The sequence below is a fragment of the Arthrobacter sp. NQ4 genome (assembly GCF_029077345.1).
Classification (GTDB): Bacteria; Actinomycetota; Actinomycetes; order Actinomycetales; family Micrococcaceae; genus Arthrobacter.
Genome location: NZ_JARETC010000006.1, coordinates 171,236 through 190,802, shown reverse-complemented (window position 1 = coordinate 190,802; position 19,567 = coordinate 171,236). Strand labels below are relative to the sequence as shown.

The 19,567-nt window shown below is 64.7% G+C and carries 17 protein-coding genes; 12 read left to right on the top strand and 5 right to left on the bottom strand.

Annotated features, from left to right (window positions below; translation table 11 throughout):
- Positions 1 to 150: 150 nt before the first annotated feature.
- Positions 151 to 1,857 carry a sialidase family protein gene (locus PUN51_RS12625; RefSeq protein ID WP_275181191.1) on the top strand — a complete coding sequence of 569 codons (1,707 nt, stop codon included), beginning with the start codon at positions 151 to 153 and terminating at the stop codon, positions 1,855 to 1,857.
- Here the strand turns inward: PUN51_RS12625 and PUN51_RS12620 are convergent.
- Positions 1,814 to 2,719: a DUF4862 family protein gene (locus PUN51_RS12620; RefSeq protein WP_275181190.1), complete on the bottom strand. Its 906-nt coding sequence runs from the start codon at positions 2,717 to 2,719 to the stop codon at positions 1,814 to 1,816. The two genes, PUN51_RS12625 and PUN51_RS12620, sit on opposite strands and share 44 nt — an antisense overlap.
- Positions 2,720 to 2,869: 150 nt before the next feature.
- Between PUN51_RS12620 and PUN51_RS12615 the strand changes: the two genes are divergently transcribed.
- The 8 genes from PUN51_RS12615 to PUN51_RS12580 are packed head-to-tail and all read left to right on the top strand — an operon-like array spanning position 2,870 to position 12,304.
- Positions 2,870 to 4,510, top strand: a complete 1,641-nt coding sequence (locus tag PUN51_RS12615) for an ABC transporter substrate-binding protein (RefSeq protein WP_275181189.1) — start codon at positions 2,870 to 2,872, stop codon at positions 4,508 to 4,510.
- A 21-nt stretch (positions 4,511 to 4,531) separates the two neighbouring features.
- Positions 4,532 to 5,488: an ABC transporter permease gene (locus tag PUN51_RS12610; protein WP_275181188.1), complete on the top strand. Its 957-nt coding sequence runs from the start codon at positions 4,532 to 4,534 to the stop codon at positions 5,486 to 5,488.
- A 3-nt stretch (positions 5,489 to 5,491) separates the two neighbouring features.
- Entirely contained in the window at positions 5,492 to 7,618 is a 2,127-nt protein-coding gene (locus tag PUN51_RS12605) for a dipeptide/oligopeptide/nickel ABC transporter permease/ATP-binding protein (protein ID WP_275181187.1), read from the top strand.
- Positions 7,615 to 8,421, top strand: a complete 807-nt coding sequence (locus tag PUN51_RS12600) for an ATP-binding cassette domain-containing protein (protein ID WP_275181186.1) — start codon at positions 7,615 to 7,617, stop codon at positions 8,419 to 8,421. Before PUN51_RS12605 ends, PUN51_RS12600 begins: the two co-directional genes overlap by 4 nt.
- A 45-nt stretch (positions 8,422 to 8,466) precedes the next feature.
- Positions 8,467 to 9,384: a dihydrodipicolinate synthase family protein gene (locus PUN51_RS12595; protein WP_275181185.1), complete on the top strand. Its 918-nt coding sequence runs from the start codon at positions 8,467 to 8,469 to the stop codon at positions 9,382 to 9,384.
- Positions 9,385 to 9,390: 6 nt separating this feature from the next.
- A complete protein-coding gene (locus tag PUN51_RS12590) occupies positions 9,391 to 10,365 on the top strand; it encodes an ROK family protein (protein ID WP_275181184.1) in 975 nt (324 codons plus the stop codon).
- Positions 10,366 to 10,367: 2 nt separating this feature from the next.
- The gene (locus PUN51_RS12585) at positions 10,368 to 11,051 is read left to right on the top strand and encodes an N-acetylmannosamine-6-phosphate 2-epimerase (RefSeq protein WP_275181183.1); all 684 of its coding nucleotides are present in this window, start codon (positions 10,368 to 10,370) and stop codon (positions 11,049 to 11,051) included.
- Positions 11,048 to 12,304: an N-acetylglucosamine-6-phosphate deacetylase gene (locus PUN51_RS12580; protein WP_275181182.1), complete on the top strand. Its 1,257-nt coding sequence runs from the start codon at positions 11,048 to 11,050 to the stop codon at positions 12,302 to 12,304. The genes PUN51_RS12585 and PUN51_RS12580 overlap by 4 nt, the downstream gene beginning before the upstream one ends.
- 47 nt (positions 12,305 to 12,351) lie before the next feature.
- Here the strand turns inward: PUN51_RS12580 and PUN51_RS12575 are convergent, their stop codons facing one another.
- Together PUN51_RS12575 and PUN51_RS12570 are read right to left on the bottom strand one after the other, a co-directional pair.
- Positions 12,352 to 13,113, bottom strand: a complete 762-nt coding sequence (locus PUN51_RS12575; RefSeq protein WP_275181181.1) for a glucosamine-6-phosphate deaminase — start codon at positions 13,111 to 13,113, stop codon at positions 12,352 to 12,354.
- A 137-nt stretch (positions 13,114 to 13,250) separates the two neighbouring features.
- Entirely contained in the window at positions 13,251 to 13,982 is a 732-nt protein-coding gene (locus tag PUN51_RS12570) for a FadR/GntR family transcriptional regulator (protein ID WP_275181180.1), read from the bottom strand.
- Between the two features lie 159 nt (positions 13,983 to 14,141).
- On the opposite strand from PUN51_RS12570, the gene PUN51_RS12565 reads away from it, so the two are divergent.
- Positions 14,142 to 15,170 (top strand): acetylxylan esterase, encoded by a 1,029-nt coding sequence (locus PUN51_RS12565; protein ID WP_275181179.1) that lies wholly within the window; start codon positions 14,142 to 14,144, stop codon positions 15,168 to 15,170.
- Between the two features lie 308 nt (positions 15,171 to 15,478).
- Here PUN51_RS12565 and PUN51_RS12560 read toward each other — a convergent pair whose 3' ends face one another.
- The gene (locus PUN51_RS12560) at positions 15,479 to 16,093 is read right to left on the bottom strand and encodes a carboxymuconolactone decarboxylase family protein (RefSeq protein ID WP_275181178.1); all 615 of its coding nucleotides are present in this window, start codon (positions 16,091 to 16,093) and stop codon (positions 15,479 to 15,481) included.
- On the bottom strand, positions 16,086 to 17,456 hold the full coding sequence (locus PUN51_RS12555) for an MFS transporter (protein WP_275181177.1): 1,371 nt from the start codon (positions 17,454 to 17,456) through the stop codon (positions 16,086 to 16,088). Before PUN51_RS12555 ends, PUN51_RS12560 begins: the two co-directional genes overlap by 8 nt.
- Positions 17,457 to 17,734: 278 nt before the next feature.
- Here PUN51_RS12555 and PUN51_RS12550 point away from each other — a divergent pair, with 278 nt between their 5' ends.
- Positions 17,735 to 18,622 carry a VOC family protein gene (locus PUN51_RS12550; RefSeq protein ID WP_275181176.1) on the top strand — a complete coding sequence of 296 codons (888 nt, stop codon included), beginning with the start codon at positions 17,735 to 17,737 and terminating at the stop codon, positions 18,620 to 18,622.
- Positions 18,623 to 18,625: 3 nt separating this feature from the next.
- Complete coding sequence (locus PUN51_RS12545; RefSeq protein WP_275181175.1) at positions 18,626 to 19,564, top strand: fumarylacetoacetate hydrolase family protein; 939 nt, start codon at positions 18,626 to 18,628, stop codon at positions 19,562 to 19,564.
- Positions 19,565 to 19,567 lie beyond the last annotated feature (3 nt).

Here is a 19,567-nt window from a genome sequence, read left to right as displayed (position 1 = left end):
TGCTGATTCGCAAACCCATGCCCTTTCTGGACGCCGCAGTGCGGCTCGAGTGGAGGTGAACGCCGCCGCGGATGCCCGCACTGTGATTCTTGCTACATACGACGTCCTACGACCATAGGGCACAGTCATCAGGAAAGCTAGACTTAAGATGTGACGTCCTACCTACCACCCTCGTTCGCCCCTGTACGCCCCACCGTTGAGCATGTGCTGGCCACTCGCGGCCGGGGAGGCTACCGGCAATACCGCATTCCGGCGCTCGCCGTCACCGCGAAGGGGACACTCCTTGCCGCGTATGACGGCAGGCCGAACCTTGACGACCTGCCCAGCCCCATCGACCTGCTGGTCCGGCGCAGCACGGACAACGGAGCCAGCTGGGGCTCCCAGGAGGTGGTTCGGCGCGGGACCGGTTTGGAAGGTTTCGGCGATCCCAGCCTGCTGGTGGACGCCGAAACAGGCCGCATCTTCCTGTTCCATGCCGCCGGCACCCGCGCCGGGTTCTTCGAGTCGACCACGGGAATAGCCGCGGATGACGAGTCCGTCCAGCACTGCGACCTCAGTTGGTCAGATGACGACGGAGTGACCTGGCGGCACCGGCGCCTCACCGCAGAACTGAAGGGCAGCACCCCCGCAGGTGGGGACATCACCGGGATGTTCGCCGCGGCCGGGCAAGGGATCCAGGTCCACGCCGGCCCCTTCCGCGGCCGCCTGGTCCAGCAGTTCGTGCTGCTGTGCGGCGGTACCATCATGGCCGCCTCGGCGTACAGCGACGACCACGGGGACAGCTGGAGGTTCGGGGAGCTCATCGGCGCCGAGACCCATGGCGCCGCACCGAACGAGAACAAGGTGGCGGCCCTGGCCGACGGGAACCTGCTCCTGCACAGCCGGGCGACGCCTCGCCGGCTGGCTGCCGCCTCCAGCGACGGCGGCCAGAGCTGGAGCGCTTTGGTTCCCGTTGAGGACCTTCCAGACCCGAGCGACAACGGATCGCTCACCCGCTTTGACGGGTTGCCGGCGGTGAAGGGCCTCGCCACACCGCCCACGGACGGGTGGCTGGTGGCCACCAACAACCAGGACCCCGCCCTCCGGCGGAACACGGTCCTCAGCCTCTCCACCGACAACGGCAAGACCTGGCGCGCCGGGCTGGTCCTGTGCGCGGGCAGTTCCGCCTATTCCACGGCCACCCGGCTGCCGGACGGCAACATCGGCGTACTGTACGAGCGCCAGGGATACCGGGAGATCGTGTTTGTCTCGGTTCCACCGGGGCAGTTGACGGAACAGCTTGCCGCAGTCCCCGTCCAGGCAGGCACAGAGCCGGAGCGCGGCCTCGCGTTCGACATGGAACTCCGCTCCGTCACGCCGGGCCTGCCGTCCGAATGGCAGAACGTGGGCGAGTTCCATGTCATGGCAGAAGACGGGGGCGACTGGGGGCCGGCATCGAAGGAGATCGGCCAGGGCTACTCAGCCGGGCAGGTCCAGGTTCTGGGCACCCGGGAGGCGCAGGACCTCAACTACGGTCCTATCGTCCCGGGCTACAGGGCGGGCGACATCCTGGCGTTCACCGGCAGGGCGAGGAACGACGGCAGCACAGCAGTCACGCAGGTCCGGCTCGCCGGGCCCGGGGCCGAGGCTTTTCCCGCCACCGATCTGCCACCGGGCGGGGAGGCGCTCTACTTCACCCCCTCGTACACGGTCACGGCCGCGGACGTGGAACGTGGGGGCATCCTGGAAATCACTTATTCGGTGGAGGGGCGGAGCGCGGGCTCGATGGTGCGGCTGTCGCGGATCTTCCGGTTCGACGTCGGCACCGGTGACGTCACCGTGGTTGATTCCCCTCCACCAGGGTGCACATCTGCCTGATGCGGTCCACTCGTTGCATGGCGGTAAGCCCAACGGGCGGCAGGCCGATCTTGAAACCGAGTACGGGCACGGGGCCGGCGGCGGCGAGGCAGCGTGCCATGTGGCCGCGGTCCAGGAGCGAAGAGGGCGGCGCGCCGTTCACCTCCACCGGCGGAAGGTGTGCATCGATCCAGGGGTAGCCGAACTCCGTTTCCACGGGCGAGCAGCCGGAGAATATGACGCCTGCCAGGACGCCTGCCGCACGGGCCTGGGCGATGTGCTCTTCAGCGGTGCGGGCGTTCCGGGTTTCGATGACCGAGCGCGCCCAATTGATGACCAGTCCGACCGGGCCCGCAGCATCGCTTTGGAGGGAGTGAAGCACGTCCACCTCCTCAGCGAAGGCGAGGAATCCCTTCTCCGGCCTGCTGCCGGCCCGGGGAGCGTCGCAGTGCTCCACGAGCACCCTGGTGGAACCCCAGTCCCAGTCCAGGACCTCCTTGAGGGACTCCCTGAACATCGGCCCGGACGCTCCGGGATGTGGGGCTGAGTGCAGCTCCACGGCCTCCACAACATGCCCCTCATCCTCGAGCTTCACTACGAACTCCCGGACTCCGGCCGCGAATTCGAGGGCTTCCCGTCTGCCGGCCGTGTCCGGAGAGGCCAGGCCGAACGTTGGCGACCCACCCAGCCTCTGCATGGTTCCCGGTATCGCCGTGACCACCGCGGACCAGCCCCGCGGCGCCCCTGCCGGCCATCCCCCGCCACCGTAGGGACCATAGGGGAGCTCCACCCCGCGGATCGAGGGAAGCGCTCCGAGGCCCTGGTAGAACTGCTCCCGCAGTTCACTTGGCTGGGCGGCATAGGCACCGACGATCAAAGACATTGGAACTCCATTCGAAAAAGAGGTACTTGGCAGACGCACGCCACCTGCGGTGTTTTTGTCCACTTGACGCTCGCTGTGATCGCACTTACAGTTTTCACTACGAGCTAGGACATCCTACATCCGATAAACATCTTCTGAACGGTGAGGCATATGAACAACATCAAGAACCTGCCGCTGGTCAATGACGCCAGCCGCCGGAACTTCCTGAAGCTCGGCGGGGCCATGGGCCTTGCTGCAGCCTTCGCCAGCTCCCTGTCCGCCTGTGGGGGACCCGCGGCCACCACCACCGGCGCAGCTGAGAACACCTCCCCCATCAACAAGGACCTCACTATCGAGGCCGGCATCTCCTACGCCCTCTCCACAGGTTTCGACCCCATCTCCTCCTCCGGCGCCACCCCCATGGCCGCTAACCTGCACATCTTCGAGGGCCTGATCGAGCTGCATCCGGCAACCCGCGAGCCCTACAACGCCCTGGCAGCTGCCGACCCCAAGATGGTCAATGAAACCACCTACCAGGTGACCGTCAGGGATGGAGCCATGTTCCATGACGGCACGCCCGTCACGGCCGAGGACGTGGTTTTCTCCTTCACCCGGGTGATGGACCCTGCGAACAAGTCGCTGTTCTCGCAGTTCATCCCGTTCATCAAGGAGGTCAAGGCACTGGACGCCAAGACCGTTGAGTTCACCCTCAAGTACGCCTTCCCCGGCTTCGGACCGCGCATCTCCGTAGTAAAGGTAGTACCGAAGGCGCTCACCAACTTCCCGGCCGGCTCTGACCAGCTGAAGTCCTTCGATGCCAAGCCTGTTGGCACCGGCCCCTACAAGCTGATCTCGGCCGTCAAGGACGACAAGATCATCTTCGAGGCCAACCAGGCCTACAACGGACCTATGCCGGCACTGGCCAAGGGCATGACCTGGCTCCTTCTATCGGACGCCGCCGCCCGGGTCACCGCCATGCAGTCCGGCCGCGTCCAGGCCATCGAAGACGTCCCCTACCTGGATATGCAGGGGCTTAAGTCCGCTGCCACCGTTGAATCCGTGCAGTCCTTCGGCTTGCTGTTCCTGATGTTCAACTGCAACGCTGCCCCCTTCAACAACAAGCTGGTGCGCCAGGCCCTGCACTACGGCCTGGACAAGGACTCCATTATCAAGAAGGCCCTGTTCGGCAACGCAAAGCCAGCCAGTTCGTACTTCCAGGAAGGCCACCCGGACTACGTCAAGGCCAAGAACGTCTACACCTACGATCCCAACAAGGCAGCCGACCTCCTCCAGCAGGCCGGCGTGACCAACCTCGAGTTTGAACTCCTCACCACGGACACTGCCTGGGTCAAGGACGTGGCACCGCTGATGCTCGAGTCCTGGAACAAGATCCCGGGCGTGAAGGTAACGCTGAAGAACCTCCAGTCCGGCGCCTTGTACACGGACCGGGTGGGCAAGGGTGACTACACCGTGGTTGCCGCTCCGGGTGATCCTTCCGTCTTCGGTAATGACGCGGACCTGCTGCTGAGCTGGTTCTACGCCGGTGACACCTGGATGAAGAACCGTGCCTTCTGGGGCGACACCCCGGAACGGGCACAGCTGGTGGACCTCATGTCCAAGGCAGGCCAGGCCACGAAGGATGAGGCGAAGAAGCTGACCGGCGAGATCGTCAACCTCGTTTCCGAGGAAGTCCCCCTCTACCCGTTGTTCCACCGCCAGCTGCCCAGCGCCTGGGATGCCAAGAAGCTCAGCGGCTTCAAGCCCCTTCCCACCACCGGAGTGTCCTTCGTTGGTGTGGGCCGCACCGCCTAGCCACACCAACCGGAGACTACATTGACCACGATTTTGCGCCTCCTGGGCCGCAGGCTGGCAGCCCTGCCGCTGATGGTCCTGGGCATCACCTTGCTCGTGTTCCTCGTGCTGCAGGCCGCACCCGGCGACCAAGCGAGCAGCGCCCTGGGCGAAGGGGCCAGCGAAGAAGCCAAAGAGCAGTACCGCCAGGCCAACGGCTTGAACGATCCCCTGCTGCTGCAGTACTTCCGCTTCCTCGGAAAGCTCCTCCAGTTCGACCTGGGAGTCACCACTCCCCCGGCCAAATCCGTGGCCACCATGATCGGCTCAGCGTTCCCCCTGACGCTGCAGCTGACCTTTCTGGGCGTCATCATCGCAGTCGTGGTCTCCCTGGTCTTCGGCATCATCGGCGCACTGTACCGGGACAAGTGGCAGGACCAGCTGGTGCGGGTTTTCTCCATCGCCGCAGTGGCGACGCCGTCATTCTGGCTGGGCATCCTGCTGATCCAATGGTTCGCGCTGGGCCCGGCACCGATGTTCCCGTCTGGCGGAATCGCCACCCCCGAGTCCGGCTTTGGCGGCTGGCTCAATTCCATGGCCCTGCCCGCACTGGCACTCGGCATCCCGGTCTCAGCTTCCCTTATCAGGGTGGTGCGCACCTCCATGGTGGAGGAGCTGGACCGGGACTACGTGCGGACAGCCATCGGCAACGGTGTCCCCTACCGTGAAGTGGTCTCCAAGAACGTGCTCCGCAACGCGCTGGTTACCCCGGTAACCGTCCTTGGACTGCGGATCGGCTACCTGCTGGGCGGCGCCGTCGTCATTGAAATGATCTTCGCGCTGCCCGGCATGGGCCAGCTGATCCTCAACGGCATCACCAACCTGGACGTGAACCTGGTGCAGGGCGTGGTCCTCACCATCTCCGTCACCTTCGTCCTGGTGAACATCGCCGTGGACCTTCTCTACCTGCTCATCAACCCCCGAATCAGGACCGTGTGACCCATGCGCAGCAAACTCGCTGAACGTCTGAGCGCCCCCGGGCTCCGCTTCAAGGCCCTGCCGTGGGGCTCCCGGCTGGCCCTCGCCTTCCTGGTGGTCATCGCCGTCGCCGCCGTCTTCGCTCCGGTCCTGGCACCGCACGACCCGCTCGAAACCTTCATCCCCGCCACCCCGCCCGGAGCCGAGCACTTCTTCGGCACCGACCGCCTGGGCCGGGACATCTTTTCCCGCCTGCTGTACGGATCGCAGTCATCCCTGATGATCGGCCTCGGCGCGGTAGGGCTGGCAGTGCTGGCCGGCGCCCTGCTGGGGTCGCTGGCCGCCACGTCCAGCAAGGCCGTCAACGAACTCCTCATGCGCGTCATGGACATCCTGATGGCCTTCCCCGGCATCGCCCTGGCCGCGGTGCTGCTGGCAGCCTTCGGCAACTCGGTGCCCACCATCATCGTCGCCATCGCCATCATCTACACCCCGCAACTGGCCCGGGTGGTCCGCGCCAACGTGCTGTCCCAGTACGGCGAGGATTACGTCCGCGCCGAGCGGGTCATCGGCGCCGGCCGGTTCTACATCCTGGCCAAGCACATCGTGCGCAACACCGCTGCCCCCGTTCTAGTATTTGCCACGGTGATGGTGGCGGACGCCATCATCCTTGAGGCCTCGCTCTCCTTCCTGGGTGCCGGGGTGCAGGACCCCGCGCCGTCGTGGGGCAACGTGATCTCCTACGGCCGCAATCTGGTCCTCTCCGGCGGCTGGTGGGCCACCACGTTCGCCGGCCTCACCATCCTGTTGACCGTCCTGGCGCTGAACATCCTCGCAGAGGGCCTTACCGACGCCATGGTCAACCCGAAACTCCGCCGGGCCCCGGCGGTAAAGGACGACGACGGTGCTGCCGCCTCCGTGGCCGGCGCCGCCGTCACCGGCTCCGCGGTGGACACGGAAGTGGCCACCTCGGTTGCCCAGCCGTCGGTCGTGGAACAGCACGAACTCGACGGCGTCCTGCCGGCCTCCGGAACAACCCCCACCGAGGGCCGGCAGGACACATCAGCCTTACTCACCGACGCCAGGACCGCCACGGCCAACCCGCATGCCCTGCTGGACCGCGAGCTGGAACTGCTCGCCGCCGTCGAAGCGAACCGCACCGACCGCCTCCCCCAGGTCCCCGCGGACGCCCGGACGGTGCTGGAGGTCGAAAACCTTTCCATCCGCTTCCCCGGCCGCTTCGGTGAGACAGCCATCGTGGACAACGTCTCCTTCACCGTCCGCGAAGGCGAAACCATGGGCCTGGTGGGCGAATCCGGCTGCGGAAAGTCCATCACCTCGCTGGCCGTCATGGGCCTGCTGCCCAAGACCGCACGGATCACCGGTTCCATCCGCTTCGACGGGAAGGAACTACTGGACCCGGATAGCGGCCACAGCAACATGAAGGCCTACCAAGGCCTCCGCGGCGAGCAAATCGCCATGGTCTACCAGGACGCGCTCAGCTCGCTGAACCCGTCCATGAAGATCAAGGACCAGATGCTCCAGCTGACCCGCCGCGGCGGCCGGAAGACGCCGGCCGAGCTGCTGGAAATGGTCAAGCTGGACCCGGCCCGGACCCTTGCCAGCTACCCGCACGAGCTCTCCGGCGGCCAGCGCCAGCGCGTCCTCATCGCCATGGCGCTCTCCCGCTCACCCAAGATCGTGGTGGCGGACGAGCCCACCACCGCCCTGGACGTCACCGTGCAGAAACAAGTGGTGGATCTGCTCAACGAACTGCGGGAGCAGCTGGGCTTCGCCATGGTGTTCGTCAGCCACGACCTCGCCCTCGTGGCATCCCTGGCCCACCGGATCACTGTGATGTACGCAGGCCAGGTAGTTGAGTCCGCCCAGGCCTCCGAACTGCTGCAGAACCCAAAGCACGAATACACCCGCGGCCTGCTGGGCGCCGTGCTCTCCATCGAAGCGGACGCAGCGCGCCTGCACCAGATCCCGGGGACCGTGCCGTCGCCGCAGGATTTTGCCCCCGGTGACCGGTTCGCGCCGCGGTCCCTGCGCGCTGACGCCGATCCCAACCAGCGGCTGGTCCTTACCGCAGTGGGCGCCGGGGCGGACCACTACTGGGCCAGCCACCTTAAGGAGGACGCCAAGTGAGCGAATCCACCGGCAAGCCGGTCATCGAACTCAAGGACGTGAAAGTCCACCACCGGGCCAGGACCGGCGGCCTGTTCCGGCCAAACATCGTCAAGGCGGTCAACGGCGTGGACTTCACCATCAGCCGCGGCGAAACCGTGGGCATCGTGGGTGAATCGGGCTGCGGCAAATCCACCCTCGCCTCCGTCCTGGTCGGCCTGCAGGCGCCAACATCCGGCCAGGTGCTGTTCCACGGCAAGCCCGCCATCAAGCGCAACGCTGCCATGCGCAAGGAGTTCGGCCGCGCCGTATCGGTGGTCTTCCAGGACCCCGCCACGGCCTTGAACCCGCGCATGACCATCCAGGACATCCTCACGGACCCGCTCCAGGTTCATGGGATCGGCAACGCCGCTTCCCGCGCTGCCAAGGTTCGTGAACTCCTTGCGCTGGTGGGCCTGCCCGCCTCCGCAGCGGAAGTCACGCCGTCGCAGGTTTCCGGCGGCCAGCGCCAGCGCGTTGCCATCGCCCGGGCCCTTGCGCTGGACCCTGACATCATCGTCGCCGACGAGCCAACCTCCGCCCTGGACGTTTCCGTCCGCGCCCAGGTCCTGAACCTGCTTTCCGACCTGAAGACCCAGCTGAACCTCGGCATGGTGTTCATCTCCCACGACATCCAGACCGTCCGCTACGTCTCGGACCGCATTTGCGTCATGTACTTCGGCGAAATCGTGGAGGAAGGACCGGCTGCCCAAGTGTTCGAAAACCCCCGGAACGACTACACCCGGAAGCTCCTCGGCGCCGCCCCCAGCCTGCTGCACACCTAAACCACCCGTCCCACTTTCTTCCCAACCAGTTATCGGAGTATTCCTTTGTCTTCCCAGTTCTCTGGCGTCATCCCGCCCGTTGTCACCCCCCGCCACGCAGACGGCACCATCGACACCGCCTCGCTGCGGAACCTCACCAAGCACCTGCTCGACGGCGGCGTGTCCGGTCTTTTCGTCCTGGGTTCCTCCGGCGAAGTGCCGTACATGACCAACGCCGAACGCTCGCTGGTGGTCAGCACCATCGCCGACGCGAACGCCGGAGCGGTGCCGCTGATTGTCGGGGCCAACGAACAGACCACCCACCGCGTCATTGACGAAGCGCGGAAGGTCATCGACCTGGGGGCGGACGCCATCGTGGTCACCTCGATGTACTACGCCATCGGCAACGCAGACGAAACCGAAACGCATTTCCGGAACATCCACGCCGCCGTCGACGTGCCGGTCTTCGCCTACGACGTTCCCGTCCGTACCCACTACAAGCTCCCCACCGACCTGCTGGTCCGCCTGGGCCGGGACGGTGTGATTGCCGGCGTCAAGGACTCCTCCGGCGACGACGTCTCCTTCCGCCAGCTCCTGCTCGCCGCCAAGGACATCGACAACTTCGACATCTTCACCGGACACGAAGTAGTGGTGGACGGTGCACTCCTTGGCGGCGCACAGGGCGTGGTACCGGGCCTGGGCAACGTGGACCCCCGCGGCTACCGCAACCTCGTAGATGCTGCCAGCGCCGGCGACTGGGTTAAAGCCGCGGCCGAACAGGACCGCCTGGCCGACCTCTTCGACATCGTCTATACCCCCAATGGACGCGTTTCCGGCGGAGCAGCCGGGTTGGGTGCCTTCAAGACCGCGCTGCAGATTATGGGGGTCATCGAGTCCAACACCATGAGCGTGCCGATGCAGGCCTTGAACGAAGAAGAGACGACGGCCATCAAGGTCATCCTCGAACGCAACGGGCTGGTCTAGGCCCACGTGTATGCCATTGGTGTTGACCTTGGCGGAACCAAGACGGCTGCCGGGGTTGTTTCTCCGGACGGGCAGGTGCTTTTCTCGGAAACCATCCCCACCCTGAACCGCGACGGCGGCGAGGCCATCCTCGATGCCACGGCAGGCCTTGTTGCCGTGCTGATCCGGCGGGCGGCCGACGCCGGCATCAGCGCCCGGTGCGTAGGCGTCGGTTCCGCCGGGGTCATCGACGCCGGGCGCGGCGTAGTGGTCTCTGCCACGGACGCCATCACGGGCTGGGCCGGGACGGCACTCACCGCAGGCTTGGCTGCAAGGCTGGGCTTGCCGGCGTCGTCCGTCCTGGCGGTGAACGACGTACACGCCCACGCGCTCGGCGAGGCGTGGACCGGAGCCGCCGCGGGCGCCTCCAGCTCACTGCTGGTGGCATTCGGCACCGGCGTCGGCGGAAGCTACGTCCTGAATGGCAAGCCTGCGCTCGGATACCGACATGCCGGCGGCCACGTGGGGCACTTCGCCTCCCCGTACGCCTACGACGGCGGCGCGCCCCTCCCCTGCGTGTGCGGCCGCTCCGGGCACGTGGAGGCCATCGCGTCCGGTCCTGCCATCCTGGAGTCCTATGTCCGCCGGACCGGGCAGTCGTCCACGCCGGACGCCCGGGCTGTCTTTGCGTTGGCAGAAGCCGACGATGCCACCGCCGCCGAAACCATCCGTATGGCCGCTGCCGCTGCCGGGCAGGCTGTCGGTGGCCTCGCCAACATCCTGGACCCGGAGGTGGTGCTGGTGTCCGGCGGGCTGGCCGACGCCGGGGACCGCTGGTGGACGCCCATGGAGGCAGCACTCCGCGCCGAGCTCCTTCCGGCCCTGTCCGGTCTTCCGGTCCGGGCCGCCGCCTTAGGCAATGCGGCCGCCATTACCGGCGCCGCCCGATTCGCCTTTGAATCCGCCGTTCACCAACCCGCCCAAACGTCCCAAAGGGTCTGACCATGCTCCTGACATCCGAAGCCCTCGAATCCCTGAGGGGCCGGCTCATCGTGTCCTGCCAGGCGTACCCGGGCGAGCCCATGCGCGATCCCCGCACCACCGCTCAAGTGGCGGCATCCGCGGTCGTCGGGGGCGCCGCGGCCGTCCGGGTCCAGGGCCTGGCGGACATCCAGCACACTCGTGCCGCGGTGGAAGTCCCGGTCATCGGGCTCTGGAAAGACGGACACGAAGGCGTTTTCATCACTCCCACCCTCCAGCACGCACTGGCGGTAGCCAACGCCGGCGCACACATCGTGGCAATCGACGGGACCCGGCGGGCCCGCCCTGACGGCCTCACCCTCGCCGAAACCGTAAAGGGAATCCACACAAATTCCCACGCACTAGTCATGGCCGACTGCGGCTCACTTGAAGACGCCGCTGACGCAGCCACAGCCGGCGCAGACCTGATCGGAACCACGCTGGCCGGCTACACCGGCGAACGGCCCAAAACCCACGGCCCCGACCTGGAACTTCTCGAGCAGATAGCGGCAACAGGCTTCGGTGTTCCGCTCATCGCCGAGGGACGGCTGCACACCCCTACCCAGGCCCGCCAGGCACTGGACGCCGGCGCCTACGCAGTGGTGGTGGGAACGGCCATCACCCACCCCGCCACCATCACCGGCTGGTTCACGGACGCCCTAAAGTGATTACCCAGGCACAGTCACCGTTCCTCCTTTCCGGCACCATAATCAGCGACGGGCTCGTTCTTGAGGACGGGGTTGTCGCCGTTTCCGGGAAACGCATCACCTACGCCGGGCCGCGGGCCGGCTTCGACCCCGGCACGATTCCAAAGTTTGAGGAGGTGCAGCTGCCGCCCGGCAGCATGCTCCTTCCCGGCATGGTCGATCTGCACTGCCACGGTGCGGCAGGAGGTGACTTCCCGGGCGGTGATCCGGCATCGGCCCGTTCTGCGGTGGACTTCCTGCACGCAAGCGGCACCACCACCCTCCTGGCCAGTCTGGTCACTGGGCCACGCGAGGACCTGCTTGGGGCCGCGGCAGCCCTACGAGTCCTCGCAGATGAGGGACTGATCGTAGGCATCCACGCCGAAGGCCCCTTCCTGTCCCATGCCCGCTGCGGGGCCCAAGACCCGCGGTTCCTCCTCGAACCGGACCTCCAGCTGCTCCGTGACCTTGCCGCCAGGTCCGGAGGCCACCTGCGGACCATGACCTGCGCACCCGAACTTCCCGGCGCCCAGGCCCTGGTACGAACATTGGTGGAACTCGGCGTCATCCCATCCCTTGGCCACACAGATGCGAGTGCCCGGACAACCTCGGATTCACTGTCACAAGCAGCCGACCTGCTCCGCTCATCCCCACGTGAAGCCGGCGCCCGGCCCACCGTCACCCACTTGTTCAATGGGATGCCGCCGCTGCACCACCGCCAGCCCGGGCCCGTTGCCGCGTGCCTGCACCTGGCAGCAGCGGGCACCGTGGCGGTGGAACTTGTGGCCGATGGCGTACACCTGGACCCGGAAACCGTCCAGATGGTCTTCGGCTTGGTTGGCAGCGCGAACATCATTCTGGTGACCGACTCGATGGCTGCCACTGGCCTGCCCGATGGCGACTACGACCTCGGGCCCGCACGGGTCGTCGTCACCAGTGGTGAGGCCCGGCTTCGCAGTAACGGTTCACTCGCCGGCGGTACAGCTACCCTGTTGGAAGTTGTACGGAGGACGATTGCCGGCGGCGTGGCCCCGGAGGCCGCCGTGCTGTCGGCCACCGCCGTCCCTGCCACACTCCTCGGCCTCAACGACGAGGTCGGAAGCCTCCGTTCCGGGTTGCTGGCCGACATCGTGGCCGTGGACCGTGACTTCCGCCCCGTCAAAGTGTTCCGCCGCGGCCTTCCGCTATCGCGGCCGGCCCTGGGGATGTCTGACGCTTTGTCACTCTCCCCGTAAGAGAAAGACCCCGGCAGCTCAGCCGCCGGGGCAGTATGTCCTCTGGATCAGGGGCTGGGCGTAGCGATCTGCACGCGCACCTGCGCGTTGCACGCACCCAAGTGCATAGCTGCAGCTTGGTCTGCCACCACGGTCACGTGCGGGTGGAGCTGCAGCACGGACCCGGGGCAGTCGGGCGAAACCGGACCGGACAGCGCCGCGGCCAGAACCTCGGCCTTGTCGGCCCCACGGACCACCATCAACAGCTGCCGGGCTTCCAGGATTGTTCCCAGCCCTTGGGTGATGCATCTGGTGGGGACGTCCTCAAGGGAGCGAAAGTACCGTGCATTGGCCTGCCGGGTTCGGTCCGCCAAGACCTCCACCCGTGTCCGCGAATCCAGCTCCGAGCCGGGCTCATTGAAGGCGATATGGCCGTTATGGCCTATCCCCAACAGCTGCACGTCAATGCCCCCCGCCTCCCGGATCGCTGCATCGTAATTGACTGCCGCCTGATGTGGGTCGGCGGCACCGCCATCAGGGACGGCAACACGAGCAGGGTCCAAGCCCAGTTGCTCGGTCACCTCACGCCGGACTACTTCCGCATAGCTTTGCGGATGCCCTGCCCGGAGGCCGACGTATTCATCCAGGGCGAAGGCCCGTACCTGTGACATGTCCAGGCCATGGGCGGCCAACGCCTTATAGACCGGGATGGGTGAGCTGCCGGTTGCGATACCGAGGACTGCATTGGGTTTGCTGCGCACGACGGCGGCGAGGATACCGGCGGCAATGACTCCTGTCGCGGGCGCGTCAGGGACGACATAAATTTCCATGGCAAAATGGCGCTCTCTAGTTGGTGGGGGCATCGGGCCGTTCTGCGGCAGACGCTGGAAACGAAAAAGGCGCGGACCGATCCACACGCCGATTCGGGACGACAGAGGTGTTTTTCTTCTACCCCGGTGTCGTGAGGCTAGGAGGACGCGACGTCTTTGAGCTTCCGGCGGATCCCGTCGAAGTGGCGCTGGAGACGTTCCGAAGCCAGAGCTTTATCCCTTTTTGCGACGGCGTCGTAAATGTCCCAATGAATCTGAACTTGTTCCTCAAGGTTGACCGGGCCTGAGCCCAGCGCCTCATGGATTTGGCGGTACACCTGCCAAAACACGTCCATCAGGTTGATCAGCAGGTCGTTGTTCAGGGGTGCGTAGAGACGGCGGTGAAACTCCGCATCATGCTGGGCAAGGGGTTCACTCTGCCCCGCCGCGGCCTCCATCGCCTCCATGGTGGCCCGAAGATCAGCAAGGTGTTCGTCCGTCAAAAGATCAATGGCCGATCCGATCAGGCCCGATTCCAGGGCCTGACGCACATCAATCAACTCCCGCGCCTCCTCGCCCTTATGGCGGAGTGAAAGGCGGCCCCGGAATGTCAGTCCCGATACCAAGGCGCTGAAGTTGTTCGGCGCAACAAACATGCCGAAACCGTGTCGGATCTCAATGACGCCCAGGGCCTGCAGGACCTTCAATGACTCGCGCACCGTATTACGGCCTACGCCCAGTTCAGCGGACAGTTCGCTCTCGGTCGGAAGCGCATCGCCAACGTCCAAGCCACGCTCCAGGATGAGATCCATGATCCTTGTCTGCAAAGCCTGGGAGCGGATCTGCGCGCTGAACCTTGCCGACGATACCGAGGCGGGTGTTAATGTCACGTCATCTCCTTCGACCACACTGCGGCGGCGGCCATTCGTTACACTGATGATACAGGAGATGGGACGTCCTCTGTCCTCTTTCCGCTGAGTTATTCCCAGATCTTACAGTCCGCCGCTTCCGGAGGCGGGAGTACAAGCCCCAGACGATGGAGTTTCCGTATGCCGACCATTGATATGCCGCTGGAACAACTGCGCAGCTACACGTCCTCAACAACCGAGCCGGAGGACTTCGACGCGTTCTGGGACGACACACTGACCGAAGCCAGGGCCCTCCCTTTGCAACCCGTCGTCACGCCCGTCGAAAATCTGCTGTCGGTCATCGACAGCTTCGACGTCTCCTTTACTGGTTATGGAGGAGCACGCATCCGGGGCTGGCTACACGTCCCTGCGCACCGGCCGCGGGACCAGCAGCTGCCCGCAGTGGTCCAGTACATTGGCTACTCCGGCGGCAGAGGCCTGGTGCAGCAGGACACTAAGTGGGCGCAGGCAGGCTATGCCCACTTCATAATGGACACGCGAGGGCAAGGCTACGGCGGGATTACAGGTGATACCCCGGACCCCCACCCTTCCGCCGGAGGAATTGCCTACCCCGGCCTCATGACGCGGGGGCTCGGCTCAAAGGAGGACTACTACTACCGCAGGCTGTACGTGGACGCCTTCCGGGCAATCGAAACCGTCCAAGGCCTGCCCGAAGTAGAAGCGAGCAGCATCGTTCTGGCGGGGATCAGCCAAGGCGGGGGGCTCGCCCTCGCAGCGGCGGGGCTTGCAGCCGGAAGGCTTGATGGGATTCGGGCGGTGCTGGCAGATGTACCCTTCCTCCAAGACTTTCCACGCGGGATCAGCCTTGCGCAGCGCGGCCCCTACCCCGAGATCGCAACATTCCTCGCCCGCCACCGCGACCGTCCCAAGCAAACGTTCGAGGTCCTCAACTACTTCGACGGAGTCCACCTCGCCAGCAGGTCCATCGCACCGGCCTTGTACTCGGTAGCGCTGCTCGACGATGTCTGCCCGCCATCCACAATTTTTGCCTCTTTCAACAGCTACGGAGCGGGAATCGTCTCGAAGTTAGCAAAAAGGCCAGCCAAATCCATTGACGTCTATCCCTTTAACAGCCATGAGGGTGGTCAAGAGCACCATTGGGTGCGTCAGCTTGGATACCTAAACGACACGCTCAAGGCCAACCACTAGGGTCCAGTTGCCAGGATTCTCATTGAGACAGGAGTCGCAGCAGTTGTTGGGCGTTTCCGACGCTGAGAACAGTGACCGTTTGATCTGGCCAACCACGCATTCCTCGGCAAGCTGCGCATGAAGTCCTGCATAGCTGGAGGGCCTGCGTGGCCGGCCGAGGGCGGGGGCGACGTCCTCACTCCTTCCCACCATGACATCTTGCCAGTGCCACGGGGGGGGTGGGCAGCACGGCATTGCCTCGGAACGGTGATCGGTTCCGAGGCAATGCGTGGACCTGTGGCCAGGTGCTGGTTGAGATCCTGTGATGCTCAATCAGCGACAGGTAGCAACCCCCTGGACGGGTTGTCCGCAGCTTTTTGGGAATCCACCCGGAATACCCGAAGCTGCAACGCCAATGTTGAGTAGTAGCCCACCAGCGTCACCAGCTCGAAGACCATGCGCTGGCCGAGTTCATCCTCCGCCTCATACCAAGCACAATCGCCAAGGTCTCCGTCGAGCAGTGCCAGGACGGTGCGGCCAACCAGCAATTCCACTCCGTCGAACGGCGTCAGGTCTTCGCGCCGGATAGCATCCAACTCGGCCCAGCTGAATCCGAGGGCCCCGGCTACGGCCTCGTGCGACTCCCGCTCAAAGGTTGAATGATGGCGGGCCGCGACGAGGAGAATCGCGAGTTCCCTCGCCCGGGCGGGCAGTTCGGTTTCGTAGCGCAGTGCGGCACCAAGCCCTTGGAGCGCCATTCCGACCGATGGTGACAACAGGAAGTCGCCGAACGGCCCGTTGAGACGTCCCTGGTTATCCGTTAGGGCGAAGTGCTGCGGGCCTTGCGCCCGGGCGCCCCGCGTGATGGCTTCGTAGAGATTCTTCTGGTCCGGCTCCATTTGGTCCGGCCGCAGGCTATCCGTGCGTCGCAGCATCTTAGGCATTCACTCCCTGGATGGGGCCGCCAACCCGGTCCTCCATGTCTGCACCCAAGTGAACTCCTGTACGGTCGCGGACCAGGAGGGTGGCGATGATGGATACCACCACCATCACTTCCAGGTAAACCGTCACGGCGCCGGTGGACCCCGTGGCTTGCACCAAGGCCTGAGCGATGGTGGGAGCGAACGCACCGCCAACGATGGCGCCCAATGCATAGGCGATGGAAACCCCGGAAAATCGCACCGTCGCAGGGAAGATTTCCGTGTAGTGCGCCGACAAGGGGCCGATGACCATTCCCAGGCCAACAGTCACCAGGGTCAGTCCGGCGAAGAGGCCTACGGTCGAGGCCGTGTTTACCAGCGGGAAAAGGACAAGTAGTGCGGCAGCAAGCAGGAGCCAGCCGAGGAGCAACGTCTTACGACGTCCGAGCTTGTCAGAGAGCGCCCCGCCAACGAGGGTGAAAACCAGCCAGGAAACGGCGGACGCAGTGACCACCCAGAGGACCTCACCGGGATTCAGACCAACCGGGCCCGCAGGATCGGTGGCATACCGCTGGATGTAACCGCCGGTAGTCATGTAGCCGGCAGCCTGGCTTGCGGACGGAATCAAGGCTGCCAGCAGGACCAAGCGCCAGTGATTCCTGAAGAGCTCAACAATCGGCGCACGGGCTTCCTTCTTGCGTTCAGCCATTTCGCTGAACACCGGGCTCTCGTCCACCCGACGTCGAATGTAGTAGCCGACGACGATCAGCACCACGGAAAGGACGAAAGGTACGCGCCAGCCCCACTCGAGGAAAGCCTCACCTGGCGCGATCAGGGTCATAGTGGCCAGCATGCCCGACGCCAGCAGCAGCCCAAGGGGGGTTCCGATCTGCGGTGACGCGCCGAAGAGTCCGCGCCGGCGAGTTGGGGCGTGCTCAACGGCCAGGAGTGCGGCGCCTCCCCACTCGCCTCCCGCCGAGATGCCCTGCAGGATCCTCAACAGGACCAGCAATATTGGAGCGATCAATCCTATGGAATCGAAGGTCGGCAACAAGCCAATCAGTGCGGTCGAAGCACCCATCAAGACCAGTGTAGCCATCAAGACAACGCGGCGGCCGTAACGGTCACCGAAGTGCCCGGCGAGGAAAGCACCGAGCGGTCGGAATAAGAAGCTGATGCCAACCGTCAGGAATGCCAGAAGCGGCGCGGCGGCTTCTCCGGCGGGTTCGAAGTAGACCTTAGCGAAGATCAGGCCGGCGGCGGTGGCGTAAAGGAAGAAGTCGTACCACTCGATGGTGGTGCCGGCGACGGTCGCGAAGACCACGCGTCGGCGCTCCCGAGAGCTGCTGCGCAACTCTGGGCTGCGGGTAGACGTTGGTTCTGTCATTTCATGTCCTTTCCCAAGTCACATCTTTGTAGAGGGAAAACGAAAGTTTTGCAGAGCAGAACATGTTCTGCTTCGGGGAATGACCACACGCTACTTGAAGTGTGAGCTGAAGCACAAGCCACACCGTTAGCTCAAAAAAAATAGGTTGCGATCACGGAACTGAAACTGTTAGCGTCCTCGTAACATCCGTACAGCAGAACACGTTCCACTTGCTGGAACATCAAACATTCTATTCACGCAGAGGTGAAGTACCAATGTCTTGGGGCGCAATTTCCGAAATGGGGCCGGTATCAATCCGGACCTCCAACCTTGAACAGTCCGTCTTCGACGCCACGCAGATTCTTGGACTGCGCGAAAACAAGCGAGCCGATGGCGTCTCCTACTTGGCCGCCGCAGACGTGCACCATGAACTGACGTATGTCGAGTCCGATGTCGACGGCTTAGAAGCCTTGGGACTTATCGCCGCGAACGGTGACGCGCTCAGGGATATACGACGGCGGGTAGAGGACGAGGGCTTCCTGGTCGTCTCCGAGAAGCCCACCGGAGAAGGCGTAGAAGACGGCTTCACGTTCATCGGTCCGGAAGGCTTCGCCTTCGAAATTTCCCTGGGCGTTCAGAAGGCCGGCATCGCCCCCAAGGGTTTCGGTCCCAACCGTTACGGCCACTTCAACTTCCATCCGCAGGACCATTACGGGATGGTGGAATTCCTGACCAAGGTCCTGGACTTCCGGGTTTCAGATGTGATCGGCAGCGGCGGTTCAAGGGGCTACTTCCTCCGCTGCAACACCGAGCACCATGGCATCGCCGTCCTGCAGGGACGCGGCACTTTCCACCACCACGCATGGGAGGTCCAGGGCGTCAGCGACCTCACCAAAGCCGGGGACCGTCTACACGCCCTGGGCCGTGAGTTGCTGTGGGGTCCCGTCCGGCACGGCGCGGGCAACAACATTGCCTGCTACTACAAGGAGCACTCCGGAAACGTGGTGGAGCTCTACACCGACATCGAACAGATTTATGACGACAACCGCGAACCTGTGGTGTGGGAAGACGGCGAAGTCTGGTGGAACCAGTGGAACGACTACCTCCCCGAAGGTTTCCGCGCCCTGGGATTGGCCCCGACCCCGTCCAAGTACCGCCAAAACACCCTGCTGGTGGGAGGACGCTAAGCCATGAAGTTCGTTCGATTCACTCGCGAAGGCGAACTGCCTCGCGTGGGCGTCGTTGTTGACGACACCTACCGGGTCATCGAAGGCCACAATGACCTGCTCGGCCTGATTCAACAGGGCGAAGAAGCCCTGCGGAAGGCGGGCGAACAAGCAGTGCAGGCCGGCCCCGTCGTCGATCCTTCAACGGTCCGCAACCTCTCCCCCATAGCCACGCCACCCACGTTCCGCGACTTCTATGCCTTCGAACAGCACGTCAAGGCCGGCCGGGAATCGCGCGGCCTTGAGATGAACCCGCTCTGGTACAAGATCCCGGTGTTCTACTTCTCCAACCCCTACAACTTCAAGGGCGAAGGCGAAATCCCCATGACCCCGGGCTCGGAGCGCTTCGACTTCGAGCTCGAGGTTGCCGCCGTCCTCGGCAAGGGCGGGCAGGACCTCACGGCCGAGGAGGGCGAAGACGCTGTCATCGGCTACAGCATCCTGTGCGACTGGAGCGGCCGCGACATCCAGCATGAAGAAATGCTCCTGTCGATGGGCCCCGTGAAGGGCAAGGACACCGCCACTTCGCTCGGCCCATGGCTGGTCACCAAGGATGAACTGGAGCCGTACCGGACGGCAACGGGCTTTGACCGCGCCATGTCTCTCAAGCTCAACGGCGTCGAATACTCCCGGGCCAATTGGGCTGACGTCCACTACTCATTCGGAGAGATGGTTTCCTACGCCAGCCGCGGCACCGAAGTCCGCCCGGGCGATGTCTTCGGCTCAGGCACCTGCGGGACGGGCTGCATCCTTGAACTGAGCCGCACCCACGGCGAAGGCGAATTTCCGTGGCTGCAGGCGGGCGACGAGGTGCTGATCGAAATCGAGGGCCTCGGGACCCAGCGCACCACAATGGCCAAGACCCCGGAACCGGCGTCCTTCCGCCGCCAGGGACTGGAGTAGGAG